Consider the following 15764-nt stretch of genomic DNA (forward strand, 5'->3'; position numbering starts at 1 on the left):
TTGCGGAGCAAAAGATAGAGCGGAAAGCCCGACCCTTGGGTAACGCCCACAAAAAAAGCATTCAACTGGTGCTGAATGCTTTATATTTTTGCCACGAACCTGCCTGCCGGCAGGCAGGTTGCACAAATTTTCACAAATTAATCCGTGGTATTGAACCTTTTTATAAACTCGCTTTTAAATATTCTCTGTTCATTCGGGCGATATTTTCTAATGAAATGCCTTTTGGACATTCGATTTCGCAAGCACCAGTGTTGGTACAGTTTCCGAAACCTTCTTCGTCCATCTGTCGAACCATGTTTAAAACACGCTCGGTTGCTTCGACTTTTCCCTGAGGAAGTAGTGCATATTGCGAAACTTTGGCTCCTACAAACAACATGGCTGAGCCATTTTTACAAGACGCTACACAAGCTCCGCAACCAATGCAAGCTGCTGCCATAAACGCTTTGTCGGCATCGTCTTTTGGTACAGGAAGTGAGTTGGCATCGATGGTGTTTCCGGATGTATTGACGGATACAAATCCACCGGCTTGCTGAATGCGGTCGAAAGCAGTTCTGTCCACTACTAAATCTTTGATTACCGGAAAGGCTTTACTTCTCCATGGTTCAACAAAGATTGTGTCGCCGTCGTTGAACATTCGCATGTGCAATTGACAGGTGGTGATACCGATATCAGGTCCGTGAGCACGGCCGTTGATGTAAAGCGAACAGCTTCCACAGATTCCTTCGCGACAGTCATGGTCAAACGCAACCGGTTCTTTTCTATCGTTTACTAGTTGCTCGTTTAATTGGTCTAACATTTCCAAAAACGAACTGGCTGTTGAAACATTATCTAATTTATATGTTTCGATTCCTCCTTTGGTTTTAGCGTTTTTTTGACGCCAAATTTTAAGGGTAATATTTATATTTTTAGCTGCACTCATACTATCTTATTTATAATTTCTAGCTGCAATTTTGATTTCTTCGTATTTCAATTCTTCTTTGTGTAATTCAGCTTTTGAAATATCTGAACCTTTATATTCCCATGCTCCTACGAATTTGAAGTTTACGTCGTCACGCAATGTTTCCCCTTCGGCGTCTTGGTATTCTTCACGGAAGTGTCCGCCACATGATTCATTTCGTTGCAAAGCATCCATTGCCATTAATTGTCCGAGTTCGATAAAATCTGCTACACGAAGAGCTTTTTCCAACTCTGGGTTTAATTCATCAGCACTTCCAGGTACAAATACATCACTGTAGAATTCTTCTTTTAATTGAGCAATTTCGGAAATGGCTTGTTTTAAACCTTGTTCGTTTCTACCCATACCCACTTTATTCCACATAATTAAACCTAAACGTTTGTGAAAATGATCCACTGTTTTAGATCCGTTATTGTTTAAAAATTTATCGATCTGCGATTTCACATTTGATTCTGCTTCTGCAAATTCAGGTAAATCAGTCGAAATTCTTCCGGTTCTAATCTCATCGGCTAGGTAATTGGAAACCGTGTATGGTAATACGAAATAACCATCAGCTAAACCTTGCATCAACGCAGACGCACCTAATCTGTTTGCTCCGTGGTCTGAGAAATTAGCTTCTCCCGCCACAAAACAACCTGGAATAGTTGACATCAAATTATAATCAACCCAAACGCCACCCATGGTGTAGTGTACGGCCGGATAAATTTTCATTGGCGTTTCGTATGGATTTTCGTCAGTAATTTTTTGGTACATGGTAAACAAGTTACCATATTTTTCTTTAAGCCATTGCTTACCTAATGCTTTAATTTCATCTACAGAAGGATTGTGATTTCCTTTTGCAAAAGCGGCTTGTTTACCTTTGTTAAGAATTTCAAATGAAAAATCGAGGTAAACTCCTTCGTTTGTGTCGTTGGATTCAATTCCTCTGCCTTCATCACACACTTCTTTCGCTGCTCTTGATGATATATCTCTTGGTGCCAAATTCCCATAAGATGGATACTTTCGCTCCAAATAATAATCTCTGTCTTCTTCAGCAATTTGTGTTGGTAATAAACTTCCAGAACGAATTGCTTCTGCATCTTCTTTCTTTTTAGGTACCCAAATTCGTCCTGAATTACGTAACGATTCCGACATCAATGTCAATTTTGACTGGTTGGTGCCGTGAACGGGAATACACGTTGGGTGAATTTGCACATAACAAGGATTGGCGAATAATGCACCTTGTTTGTGGATTTTCCAACCCGCAGTTACGTTGCTTCCCATGGCATTGGTTGATAGGAAATAGACGTTTCCGTAACCTCCTGATGCTATAATTACAGCGTGAGCTGAATGTCTTTCTAATTCTCCTGTGATAAGATTTCGAGCAATGATTCCACGAGCTTTTCCGTCTACTTTTACCAAATCAAGCATTTCGTGACGGTTGTACATTTTTACACGACCCAATCCGATTTGTCTTGATAAAGCAGAATACGCTCCTAATAATAATTGCTGACCTGTTTGGCCTGCTGCATAAAACGTACGTTGCACTTGCGTTCCTCCAAAGGAACGGTTGTCTAACATTCCGCCATATTCACGAGCAAAAGGAACACCTTGAGCCACACATTGGTCGATGATGCTTCCTGAAACTTCGGCTAAACGATGTACGTTTGCTTCGCGAGCACGGTAATCGCCACCTTTAATCGTATCATAAAAAAGACGATAAACACTATCACCATCGTTTTGATAGTTTTTAGCAGCGTTAATTCCACCTTGAGCAGCAATCGAGTGAGCTCTTCGAGGTGAATCTTGAAAACAAAATGCACTTACGTTGTAACCCATTTCTCCAAAAGAAGCAGCGGCAGAAGCCCCGGCTAAACCGGTTCCCACGACAATAATGTCAATTTTTGGACGGTTATTGGGAGCCACTAATTTCAAATGATTTTTATGGTTTGTCCACTTATGAGCAACTGGACCTTCCGGTATTTTTGAATCTAACTTCATAATATATTTCTGATGTTGATTATTTAGTAAAATGAATGTATAAAGGAATAATTGCAAACAATAAAGGCACAAGTACCGCAAATGCTTTTCCTAAAAATTTAATAGTTGGTGTCCACTTTGGACTATTTAATCCGAGCGTTTGAAACGCACTTTGGAATCCGTGCCACAAGTGATAAGCCAGGACTAACATTGACAAGACATAAAAAATGGTGAAAAGCAACCCTTCGTTGGGGATTACTCCAAACAATTTATTCTTGCTTTTAAAAAAATCAAACGTTATTTTATGTAAATCTTTATATAATTCACCAACTTTCACGTTTGCTTGCACGTTGTACACATCGGTTCCGTTTTTAACTTCTAATTGCTTAGGTGGTGTTCCAGCCTCTGCTTCTTTGTCGCCAGGTAATTTTACCTGATCAACTTGATAATATTGTCCAACACTTCTTCCTACATAATACTCACTTTTCATTCCGGGTGCTGCTTCAATAGTTTGCGTCATCAAAGGCATGCTTTTGTCAAAATGCATTTTTGCCCAAAAATTAGTCATGTGTGTTGCAAGGAAAACTAATACCAGTGTTCCCAAAACCGCCATGTTTCTTGATGCAAAACTACTATTTGCAGAAGGATTTGATTTTGCGTAAGCAACTGGTCTTGCTTTTTTGTTTTGAATTGTCAAAAGAATTCCATCTATTGCATGGAATAAGATTGAGATGTAAGTGAGATAAGAAAGAATTTTTACGGCCGGATTAGAAGTCATGAACAATGCATATTGATTAAATTGCAATTGACTATTTGGCATAAGTAACTGTAAATTACCCGCTAAATGACCTACTAAAAACAAGCATAAAAATAAACCCGTAAGAGCCATCCAATATTTTTTTCCGATGGATGACTTTAAAAGTGCAGATTTTGCCATAATGTTGTGTAAATAAATTTTTAAAAATTTCACACAAATTTACAGCAATTTCACAATAACTACAACCTTTTCGCTGTTATTTAAAGTGATTTTAAAGAAGGATTAACAAGTGTTTAAAAAATGAAAGCCTATAAAGAATAATTTAGCTTAAAACACTAAACATTATTGTCTAACAAAACTCGGAATCATGCCTCTTAATCCCATATCAACAACATTTTCACCTGCAGACGGTTCATATTTTCCGTCGTTGTTTACTTCTGTCCATTCAAAACTGTTGTTTATGGAAAGAGATAAAGTCACCACAACATCTGACGTTTCATTACCAACTAAGGTCAAATTATTCTCAAATCTACCAGTTACCACACAAGAACCTTGAGGAACCGGCGAAGTTTGAAATAATGGATTCGGCACCGTGGTTGCGCCAGGAGGAGCTTGTCCGGAAGTCATATAAGGGAATGAATCCAATGCAAAAGCCCAATAACCTTGCAATCTATTCGCGTTTACCGGAAAAACATTATTGCCGATACTATGTGAACCAATGTATGTATTGTACCCTAAAAAACTATCTAAAGTACCTGTGTAAGTAGCTCCTTGACTAAAAACCTGAATTTTTCCACTTTGGTAAGCTAATGAAAGGCGCACCCATTCATATGAACCTGCCATTTCTGTCGTGATGGGAATGGTTAGAAAAACCTCGTTTTGTCCCACAATTTTTGCCTGACTAAAATCGATCGCCAATGCTCCTCCTAAATCAGTTTCGGGAGCGTGATAAAGTACTTTTCCTTGTCCTAATAATGTGGTAGCAGATGGTGCTAATTCTAAATAATGGGCACTAATATTTTTCATATCGGGGGTTTGAGCTGCATTTCCCTCGGGAATTACTGAAGGTTGCCCTAAATTATTCAACCTGATTTGGGTTGGATCAAATTTGATTTTGATAATTAAACTAGCAGGCTCGGCTGGTCCGTCTTCAGAACTACAAGAAAAAAAACCGTAACTTATCGCTAAAAGAAAAATTACAGAAGTCAATTTAATCAATTTGGTCATATTAGTAGGTTTTGGTCACATCTTCATCTATAACGAGAATAAAGTCGGCTTTATTATAATGCTCTTGTTCTAATTTAGTTAACTCTTTTTGTTCAACCGTAGCTATCGTAATTATTTTAGTGTTTTTACGGTATTGATTAACATACCAACTAATTCCTTCAAAAAAATCACTGTGATACGTTCCATTATAATGCACAAAAATAGTGCCGCTTTTTAGATTTTGAATAATAAAATGAGCCATCGTTGCGTCCTTGATTGCTTGGGCTTTCGGCATTTTTTCTCCGGCATGTCCGCCCATCATTTCCAACATTTTTTGATAACCGGGCAAATTAATATCAAATGGGATTGGTAATGGAGCAATCCAACTTTTTTCTTCATCGGACAAATCGTCTAAACCGACGAAATCCTTTTTAAAAACCATACTGGCATATCGACGAGGAACATTTGTAGCGATAAAAGGAAATTTTTTCGCTTTCGCAAAATCAACCAATGGTTTATAATCCGTTTTGTAATTATTCCACAAACGAGCTGTTGTGTCAAACTTTTTTTGATCAATTTCGTCATTCAAATATTGATTGAGCTGCTTTTGATTATCAGCTTCAATCATTTCTGCCCCTAAAACCAATGGCTTTTTTTCGGCTAAATCTTTCGTAAACTCTAGTTGTAACCAATGCACGACAGAATTATCGTGATGTTCGCCAAATAATACCAATTCTGATTTTTCGGCTGCTTTTAGAATTTTTTCATAGGATGATTTTTTCCCGTTTTTATCGAAAACTTGGTAGGGCGATTTGTTTTGGGCGAAGGAAGAAGTGGCAATTAATAATATTAAAAACCTCACCCCCAACCCCTTTCCAAAGGATAGGGGAGCGAGCGTACTTAAAAATTTATTCTTTTTTATTTCTTTCATTTTTTATGATTTCAAAAGGAGTGGATTGTGAAATTTTTCCTTGGGTGATTTTGATTTGATATTTTCCTGGAATTAAATACGTTTTTCCGTTTTTCGATTCGGTTAAAATAATTTTCTTATCTTTTTTCTTCCATTTTTCGATTCCGGTTTTTGAAATTTCAACGTCGTAGTTCCATTGATTTATTCCGGTTGATGCGGTTTGTTCTTCTTCATATACAACAATTCCGTTTTCGTGAATGACTTGAATTGTCACTTCGCCTTGATTTTTCAAATAATAATCTACATCGATTTTTGGTTCATTGGCAGGCAACCATTTACTCCAAGTGCTTCCCCAAAACTTAGAATGAGATAAATTATCAACTGAAAATAACTTTAAATCAGCCGCTAAAGTTTCCTCATTTAATTGTTGAATTGATTTTAAATTCACCTTATAAATCGATCTTCCGTGTGTTCCAACCACTAGATCTTGAGCTTCCGTTTGAATAACCATGTCGTGCACTGCAACCGGAGGCATTCCGTTGTTGAAGGTTTGCCACTTTTTCCCTTGATCGAATGAAATATAAACCCCATTATCGGAACCTAAATACAAAATATTCGGATTTACATTATCTTCAACTAGAACATTTACAGAAAGCGTTTCAAATTTTGGAGCAATGGAATTCCACGTTTGACCGTAATCATCCGAAACATACACATACGACTTAAAGTCATCCCAACGATAACCATTCAAAGTGACATAAACACGTTCGTTTTTATGAGTAGAAGCAACTACTCTGGAAACCCATAAATCTTTCGGAAAAGTCGTTGAAATGTTATGCCATTTCACGCCACCGTCTTTAGTCACATGAACCGAACCGTCATCGCTTCCCACATAAATTACTCCGAATTGTTCTTTGCTTTCGCTAATGGTGGTGAGCGTTCCATAAGCCACATTTCCCTCTTTTCCTCCTTGCGTCAAATCGAAAGAAATTGGTGTCCAAGTTTCACCTTGATCGAAAGAACGGTGCAAATATTGTGAGCCCATATACAAAATATCTTGGTTATGCGAAGACAACAAAATCGGTGTTTGCCAATTGAATCGCAACGGTTTTTCGTCTTTTTTTGCTTTAGGCGAAATGTATTTAGTTTCCTTTTTACTTCTGTCAATTCGATAGTAATTTCCAAACTGAAAACCGGTAAAAACGATGTCAGGATTTCTTCGGTCGATTTGCGTTTGCATCCCATCGCCGCCCATTAAACTTTCAAACGGATATTTTCCTTCTTGGTGCCATTCTACGTTGTAGTTGTAATTACTCGGGCCAACCCAAACGCCGTTATCTTGCATCCCACCATAAATATTATACGGTTTTTGATAATCTACATTCACTGAATAAAACTGACTCACTCCGTGCGGATTACATTTGATCCAGTTTGCTCCATCATCATACGAAATATTTAATCCCCCATCATTTCCATTGATTAAATGACCTGGTTTTTTTGGATTGACCCATACAATATGATGATCTACATGCACATTTTCACGATTGATGGAAACGAAAGATTTTCCGCCATCATCCGACTTTAAAACCGGAACTCCGGAAAGGTAAATTTTATCCGAATTATTTGAATCTACGGCAATTCTACCAAAATAATAACCATACGAATAATAAAAATCATCAATAAAATCGGTATGCGTTTTATTCCACGTTTTTCCGCCATCGGTTGATTTGTAGACTTCTGCTCCAATAACTTCGGTTTCAAAAAGTGCGGCATTAGCATCTAAAAGAAGTGATTTGACTTCTTCAGGTTTCATCGAACCATCCTTCACCAAATTTTTCAGATTTTGAGCACGATATTTTTCAGTATGACCACGTTTTTTTAAATAGGAATTAACTTCTTTATCAGGAATTTGCATAAAAACATCACCGGGAACGCTGAACATGGTTGGCAATGTTGTATTTTTTGAAGCTGTTGAAGGTCTGTTATTTTGATTGTCTAACAAAGCATAAATCGTATTGTTATCAAAAGCGGCCAAACCAATTCTGCCCACACCATCTCCGGTAGGAAATCCACTTTCCGGTGTTGAAATTAATTTCCAAGAATTTCCGCCATCTTCACTTTTATAAATTCCTGAAGTAGAGCCATTTCCTAAAAAATTCCATGCTTTTCGGTCTTTTTTCCAAGCTGCAGCATATTGAATGTTGAAATTTTTTGGCGAAACAGAAATGTCGATAATTCCTGTTTCATCATCGATATAAAGTGTTTGTTTCCAAGAATTCCCACCATCAGTTGACTTGTAAATTCCTCTTTCGGTGTTTTTTGAATACAAATGTCCTGTCACACCAACCACAATTTCATTGGAATTATTCGGATTTATTTCGATTTTTCCGATGTGATGACTGTCGGTTAAACCCATATTTTTCCACGTTTTTCCTTTGTCGGAAGATTTTAAAATTCCGATTCCGGCATACGAAGAACGAGAGGCATTGTGTTCTCCGGTTCCCACCCATATGGTTCCGTTTTTCCAATCTACGGCAATTTCGCCCATATTTTGAGTAGGCGAAGTATCCATAACAGGTTCAAAACTCATTCCGTTGTTGTTGGAATACCAGAGTCCGCCCGACGCATACGCCACATAAAATTCGATTGGATTAACGGGATTTACATCCACATCCACCACTCTTCCGCTCATGATGGTTGGTCCAACACTTTGAAAAGCAATGTTTTTTACGAGAGAATTTTCATTTGAAACTGAGGTATTTTGTGCCCAAGAAAAGGAAACAAAAAGGAGAAGCCAAACCAAACTGACACGTTCTTTCTTCATTTGAATAAATTTAGTACGGAAAATTAGTCATAACTACGCTGTTGACAAAATTTTATCGTTGAATTAACAGCAAATCGTTGTATTCTTACTAATTTTGATTTTTACACAATTTACATTTTCCCATTATGAAATACCATCCGATTGATCGCGATTTATACATTAAAAACCGAGCAAAATTTACTGCTCAAATGAAACCAAACAGTGTGGCGGTTTTTAATTCCAATGATATTTATCCTGTGAGTGCCGATACGACGTTGCCGTTTGCACAACATCGTGACATTTTATATTTGTCAGGCGTTGATCAGGAAGAAAGTATTTTGCTTTTGTTTCCCGATGCACCTTATGCTCATTTGAAAGAAATTTTATTTCAACGAGAAACCAACGAACACATCGCCGTTTGGGAAGGCGAAAAGCTCACTAAAGACCGAGCTTTTGAAGTTTCGGGTATTAAATCGGTGTATTGGTTGAGTGATTTTCATAAGATTTTGAAAGAAGTGATGGCGTATGCCGATACGATGTACATCAACACCAACGAACATTACCGAGCTTCCATTGAAACAGAAACCCGCGAGGCTCGTTTTACAAAATGGTGGAAAGAAAATTATCCGGCTCACAAAGTGGAAAAAAGCAATCCGATTTTGCAACGTTTGCGTTCAGTGAAAGAAAGCGAAGAAATTGACTTGTTGCAAAAAGCGTGTGATTTGACAGAAAAAGGTTTCCGCAGAGTGCTATCTTTTGTGAAGCCGAATGTGATGGAATATGAAATTGAAGCTGAATTTGCTCATGAATTCATTAGAAATCGTTCAAAAGGATTTGCCTACACACCTATTATTGCTTCAGGAAATAATGCGAATGTTTTACATTATATAGAAAACAACCAACAATGCAAAGCAGGCGATTTGATTTTGTTGGATGTAGGTGCAGAATATGCTAATTATTCGAGTGATATGACGCGAACGATTCCGGTTTCAGGGAAATTCAATGACCGTCAAAAAGCCGTTTACAATGCGGTTTTGAATGTAAAAAATGAAGCAACGAAATTATTAATTCCCGGAACTTTATGGAAAGAGTATCATTTGGAAGTTGGTAAAATGATGACTTCAGAATTATTGAATTTAGGTCTTTTAGACAAAGCCGATGTGCAAAACGAAAATCCGGAATGGCCGGCTTATAAAAAATATTTTATGCACGGCACATCGCATCATTTGGGATTAGATACGCATGACTACGGATTGTTGCATGAACCCATGCATGCCAATATGGTTTTTACGGTTGAACCCGGAATTTATATTCCAAAAGAAGGTTTTGGTATTCGTTTGGAAGATGATGTGGTGATTCAAAAAAGTGGTGAGCCGTTTAATTTGATGCGGAATATTCCGATTGAAATTGAAGAAATTGAATCTTTAATGAATGCTTAGTTTGGTTTAAAAGGTTTAAGAGTTTAAAAGGCGGCTTGCAGGAATGTGGGTCGTTTTTTCTGAACACAGATTTGAAAAATTATAATAATTTCTAAAATCGGTGTTCAAATAAATTTAATTTGTTCATTCAAATTGGATTTTATATAAGTTATAATTTACTTTGCCAAAGCAACTTTTCAACCCCAAACCTTGAAACCTTGAAACCTGAAACCAAAAATATCCTCTATAAAAACACCAAAATCAAGTACACCGACACGGGAAAAGGAACGGCTGTGATTTTACTTCACGGTTTTCTGGAAAATGTAGGCATGTGGAATGCATATGTGGATGAGTTTTCTAAAAAAAACCGCATCATTGCCATTGATTTATTAGGTCACGGAGCCACCGAATGTTTGGGATACATCCACACCATGGAAGACCAAGCCGATATGGTACATGAAGTATTACACGAACTAAAAATCAGAAAAGCGATTTTTATTGGGCATTCGATGGGTGGTTATGTGGCGTTGGCTTTCGCCGAATTGTATCCGGATAATGTAAAAGGTTTGGTTTTGTTGAATTCTACTTCGCGTGCCGATAGTGAAGAACGTAAAATAAATCGTGATCGAGCCATTTTGGCTGTGAAACAAAATTATACCGCTTTTGTTCGGATGAGTATTGCCAATTTGTTTATTGAAGACAATCGGGAACGTTTAGCCGATAAAATAGAAGAAGTTCGCAACGAAGCTTTAAAAACACCACTTCAAGGCATTGTAGCCGCGTTGGAAGGGATGAAAATTCGCAATGACAGAGAAGTTTTGTTGCACTTTTCACCTTATCCCATTCTATTAATTTTAGGTAAAAAAGATGGTGTTTTAAATTACGAAGACAGTTTAGAACAAATAGAAAATACTAAAGTGGAATTGGTTTCCTTTCCGGATGGACACATGAGTCACATTGAAAATGAAGCACCATTGAAAAAAATATTATATAAATTTATTAAGAATGTAAAAAATACTTGATTGACAACAATTTTTTAGTAGGATTATTTATATTTATTCATACTTTTGAAAAAACTAAATCAAATGAAAAATCTTTTACTTTTTGCACTCTTTTTAGTATCAATAAATTTACTTTCTCAAAACAAATGGGAAGATGGAAAGATTGAATTTGAAAACGGAACTATACTAGAATGCCAAATAAAAAATGAAAATTGGGCTTACAATCCCGAAAGCGTAAAATTTATAAATCAAAATGGTGTTGAATCTATCGCGGGTCTAGCCGCTTTAAAATCATTTGAAATTTTAAATAAAATAAAATATATAAAAGCTTCCGTTGATATAGAGACTTCGTCAGCTAAATTGGGAGAATTAACTGCTACTCGAGAAGCCTTTTTTGAAAATAAAGTTGTTTTATTAAAAACGCTTATCGACGGAAAAGCGGACTTATTTATGTATCAATACAACAGAGGAATAAGATATTTTTATAGAGTTGATGATAGCACTATTAAATCTTTAATTTTTAAAACTTATTTGTACAACAACACGCATGTAATGACCAATAAAGATTTTATTTATCAATTAAATACTGATGTTAATTGTGGCGATAGTAGAATAAATGCAAACAAAATTAATTACAATGAAAACGATTTAATTAAATATTTTGAAAAATACAATACCTGCTCAAATAGTGTATCCACAAAATATGAAGTAAGTAATAAAGCTGATTTTAATATTAACTTATTTGCTGGAGTAAGTTTTGTTAAATCAACATTTGAATCTGAGTCCGATATTTACATAAACAACTCAAGTTCAAATGTAACTGCATTCAGATTTGGAAGTCAATTTGAAGTTGTGTTACCTTTAAAAAGAAAAAACTTTAGTTTCTTTGCCGAATTATCTTACTTTAACTTCAATGCGACTTATGTTGAAAATAATGAACCTAATTTCATAACTGCAAGCCCTTTTTTTACATCGACCACCACAATAAAAATGAAGAGACTTGATGTCATGTTAGGGTTGAAATATTATATTCACCTCAGTGAACTATCAAGTGTCTTTATAGAGGGATATTATAATATTGGATCTGTTAATTCGCGAAAAAATATATTAGAAAGTATTTTAACAGCTGAAAGTGAGCCAGAACGAATCAGAAGTTTAGCTTTTAAAGCAATAGGCGAAGACTATTATGGTTTTGGAGCCGGTTTTAGATACAATAATAAATTTAGTGTGGGTTTAAGAATGAGTGGTCCTCAAAATAGTATTAAATATATTACAGGTTATGATCAAAAGAATTTAGAAACTAGTATCATTGCTGCTTACACTATATTCTAAATTTTTTTTAGGCTGAAATTGAATGATTTAGAATTTGATTCAACATTGCGATTAATTAGATTTTGAAAGTTTCTAGTAAGTAGTAACCTTAAGTCGTTCTTTAATTTGAAACACCATAAATCCTGATTTTAAGTTTTTGAAAGAAATGACGCCAGTTTTCACTTTGGTTATTTCAAATTAGCCTTAAGTCATAAATTTATAACGCTAACATTGAATGAATTTGTCATTTTTGAAGACAAAAATTACCCTATCAAAAGTTTGAATTAATAAATTGTTTTACCTCACTTTTCCGATTTTACAAGCGTTAGGTCGAAGTGTTTCAGTTCGGAGTTCAACATTACCTTTTCTTAAAATCGAGAAAGACTGTCAAATGTCTTCTTAAAATTGTTTAAAATTTTTCTCCAAAAACAACATTTTTAAATTTATAAGAAAAATATAGTATTTTGAAACACGAAGAGAACATTAAACAAATTATAAATACAAAAATAGAACTGGTTACTTTTGCGAATCGACAATATGAGTCACATTCAAAATAAAACGGAATTGCAAACTATTTGCTTCACTTTTTGAAAAAAATTTAATTCATTTTACCATATCAGTTATAAAAAATTCAAAAAAACTATCCTCTTCATCTGGTTACAAAATTTTCTCTTCAAAAGCCAACTCACTATTTAAAATTTCATTAAGCAATACAATTAATTCGGTTTTGAAATCACCTAAAACAGAATCATCTACTTGATTTACAATTACTTCTCGCCCTTCTTTAATTTGAAAAGGCATAAATCCGGCTTTTAAGTTTTTGAAGGAAATAATGCCGACTTCCAATTCCGTATTCGGGAAATCGGATTGAACCATGAAGGCATAACACAACAACTGAATGATTTTATCGTATTTGATATCCTCCGTTAAACCATTCCAATTAGAGATAGACAAACTAGCTTGTTCTACTTTTCCGGTCTTGTAGTCGATGATGCGAAGTTTTCCGTTTCTAAGTTCAATTCTGTCCACATTTCCTTTTATTTTGATGGGAAATGGCAGTCGTCCATCAATCAAAATTTGTTCATAATTTTTTTCCAAAAACAAAACTTTCACCGCATCATTTTGTTCTAAAAGACGTTTTTCGAGTTGGAGAAAATTGAAGACATTTCGTTTCGCCACTTCAAAAGCCAATAGGTTTTTACCTTTGGTAATTTCGCCTTCTTTATAAACCAATTTGAACTGTTTCAACACCTCATCATTTGCCAATTGAAGCATATTTTCAACATTTAAAACGCTTAAAAATGCATTCAAATGGGGTTTATACAACTCCTCTAAAGCTCCATGAATAATGGTTCCTAACGTATTGACAGCAATATTTTCTTCTACCTCATCTACCTCAGAAATTCGCAGAATTCGTTGAAAATAAAATTGGATTGGATTACGAATATACGTTGTTAAGGTAGAAGGTGAAAACCCGTTTTCAGCCATTTCTTTCAATCGTTCCATTACTAAAGCTGATTTTTCTACTTCAATTAATTCTCGTGCTTTTTCGGGTAAATGAGCATTATAAATTTGATGCGAGAGCACATGATTGGGTTGGGTTTCTACTTTTAATTGGGTGATAAATCGACTTTTTTCGCCGGCATCAATTCCTTCCGATTCGGTGTTGTAAAGCAAATAAATATTCTTTGCTCGTTGCAACAAATGATAGAAATGATAGGTGTAAATCGCATCTTTTTCTTTAAAAGTTGGTAAACCCAATTCTCGTTTCACATCTAACGGAATAAAGGAATTTTGCGATTTTCCGGCGGGAAAAACACCTTCATTCATCGACGTAATGATGACGGTGTCAAAATCGAGTACACGACTTTCTAAAACACCCATAATCTGTAAACCTTGCAATGGTTCGCCTTCAAACGAAACTTCAGCTAAATCAATTATTTGTTTGTAAAGGGAAAATAATCCGTCAATGGAAGTAATGTGGTTGTGTTGCTCACAATAGGTTGCTAACTTGTTAACCACTTTAAAAACAGCATAAACAAAACTATTGGTTAGTCGGTCATTAGAGGATTCATCCAACAAATAGTTCCTGATTTGAAGTAGAATGGATGAAATTTTTTCTAAAACAGTAACTGGATTGGCTTCCCATTTTTGAAATAAAAGGCTAAAAAATTGGTTTTCATTATCACAGAAATCTAACAATTTTGAATGTGTGATGAAAGTATAATTGTTTTCGTTTATTTTTTTTACAACCACTTTTGCTTTCGCGAAAGGTTCTACGAGTGGATTTTGAAGCACTTCCAGTACATCTTTATAATAAAAAACATAACTGTTCTTACTTCGATTAAATGCGTTTTGATGCATCTTAAAAAGTTTAGAAACCAACAATTGTGCAGGATTGTTTTTGCCCGAATAGCCCATTGTGATATTCAGATGCGATACGGCTTCCGGTAACGAATTTAATAACGGAATTAGCATATTTTCTTCCCCTAAAACCACAGCAATTTTATCAAGTGGTTGTGATGACGAAATGGATTCGATTATTTCACCAACCAGTTTTGCTTGACCAATGGTTTTAGGCGTTCCCATGATTTTAATAGTCTTGGGTTGCTTGAATTCATTAAAAATCCATTCATAGGGATTGGCTTTATAATGTGGCCAGCTTCGTTTCATTTTTCTGGCAAATAACCCGGCATCATGATAAGGATCATTCAAAAACGTTTCTTCCACATCCCATAAAACATCAGCTTTTTCAAGGGAAAGTAAGTGTTGGAATATTTTTTCTTCGGCTTGATTCAACGCATTAAATCCGGCAAAAATGATTTTATGCTCGATGGAATTTGAAAAATGATTCAAATTTTCAACTGCTTCGCGGTAAATTAAACCTTGATAGCCAATTCCTTTGGAAAGAAGATGTTTATAAAATGCATCGTAATACAACGGCATATTTTCCCAAAACAAGAGATAATTATCTATTAATTTGGTCTTGTCTTGTGGTTCAAGATTCCATCGTTTAATGGCTTCTATGTCTTTTAAATACGAAAAAACATGATTTGGTTCGAGTAAGTAACGATCTATTTCGTTGAAATCTTGCAACAATGTTTTTCCCCAATTGGAAAACTGTTCAAAAGGTTGTTTGTCTTTTTCTGTTAGACTGATATAAACATTGTAAAATTCAAACAACAACTCAACTGAATCAATTGAACGGATTCCAGCAATGTCTTGAATAAAATCTTCGATACTAATAATTTTGGGAGCAAAACTATTTTGTTGAATTTCTTTTTTTAATTCTTCTAATAAAAAGACTTTTGCTCTTTTATTAGGAAGAACTACTACTAATTCCTCAATTGTTGTAGAATAATTGGCAACGATATGCTTTGCGAGTAACGATAAAAAAGAAATTGGCTTCATGTTATAAAAATAAAAAAACGCTCCGATAAATCG

Annotated in this window: 10 protein-coding genes; 3 read left to right on the top strand and 7 right to left on the bottom strand. The window is 35.4% G+C overall.

Features of this window, described 5'->3' with window-relative positions; all coding sequences use genetic code 11:
• Window positions 1–160: 160 nt before the first annotated feature.
• From B0I10_RS13430 to B0I10_RS13455, 6 genes are all read right to left on the bottom strand, one after another.
• The gene (locus B0I10_RS13430; protein ID WP_112087026.1) at window positions 161–919 is read right to left on the bottom strand and encodes a succinate dehydrogenase/fumarate reductase iron-sulfur subunit; all 759 of its coding nucleotides are present in this window, start codon (window positions 917–919) and stop codon (window positions 161–163) included.
• Window positions 920–925: 6 nt separating this feature from the next.
• Complete coding sequence (locus B0I10_RS13435; protein ID WP_112087086.1) at window positions 926–2935, bottom strand: fumarate reductase/succinate dehydrogenase flavoprotein subunit; 2010 nt, start codon at window positions 2933–2935, stop codon at window positions 926–928.
• A 19-nt stretch (window positions 2936–2954) separates the two neighbouring features.
• Window positions 2955–3851 (bottom strand): succinate dehydrogenase cytochrome b subunit, encoded by an 897-nt coding sequence (locus tag B0I10_RS13440; RefSeq protein WP_112087027.1) that lies wholly within the window; start codon window positions 3849–3851, stop codon window positions 2955–2957.
• 162 nt (window positions 3852–4013) lie between these two features.
• Window positions 4014–4898 carry a hypothetical protein gene (locus tag B0I10_RS13445; protein ID WP_112087028.1) on the bottom strand — a complete coding sequence of 295 codons (885 nt, stop codon included), beginning with the start codon at window positions 4896–4898 and terminating at the stop codon, window positions 4014–4016.
• Window position 4899: 1 nt separating this feature from the next.
• Window positions 4900–5808, bottom strand: coding sequence for a ChaN family lipoprotein (locus B0I10_RS13450; RefSeq protein ID WP_112087029.1), 909 nt, complete (start codon window positions 5806–5808; stop codon window positions 4900–4902).
• Window positions 5786–8611, bottom strand: a complete 2826-nt coding sequence (locus B0I10_RS13455; RefSeq protein WP_112087030.1) for a VPS10 domain-containing protein — start codon at window positions 8609–8611, stop codon at window positions 5786–5788. Before B0I10_RS13455 ends, B0I10_RS13450 begins: the two co-directional genes overlap by 23 nt.
• Before the next feature lie 125 nt (window positions 8612–8736).
• On the opposite strand from B0I10_RS13455, the gene B0I10_RS13460 reads away from it, so the two are divergent.
• The 3 genes from B0I10_RS13460 (at window position 8737) to B0I10_RS13470 (ending at window position 12341) form a co-directional block, all read left to right on the top strand.
• Entirely contained in the window at window positions 8737–10029 is a 1293-nt protein-coding gene (locus tag B0I10_RS13460) for an aminopeptidase P family protein (RefSeq protein ID WP_112087031.1), read from the top strand.
• Window positions 10030–10226: 197 nt separating this feature from the next.
• The gene (locus tag B0I10_RS13465; protein ID WP_112087032.1) at window positions 10227–11030 is read left to right on the top strand and encodes an alpha/beta fold hydrolase; all 804 of its coding nucleotides are present in this window, start codon (window positions 10227–10229) and stop codon (window positions 11028–11030) included.
• 63 nt (window positions 11031–11093) lie between these two features.
• Window positions 11094–12341, top strand: coding sequence for a porin family protein (locus B0I10_RS13470; protein WP_112087033.1), 1248 nt, complete (start codon window positions 11094–11096; stop codon window positions 12339–12341).
• A 636-nt stretch (window positions 12342–12977) separates the two neighbouring features.
• Here the strand turns inward: B0I10_RS13470 and B0I10_RS13475 are convergent.
• Window positions 12978–15731 carry a PD-(D/E)XK nuclease family protein gene (locus tag B0I10_RS13475; RefSeq protein ID WP_112087034.1) on the bottom strand — a complete coding sequence of 918 codons (2754 nt, stop codon included), beginning with the start codon at window positions 15729–15731 and terminating at the stop codon, window positions 12978–12980.
• Window positions 15732–15764: the final 33 nt, after the last annotated feature.

The sequence above is a fragment of the Flavobacterium lacus genome (assembly GCF_003268815.1).
GTDB lineage: Bacteria > Bacteroidota > Bacteroidia > Flavobacteriales > Flavobacteriaceae > Flavobacterium > Flavobacterium lacus.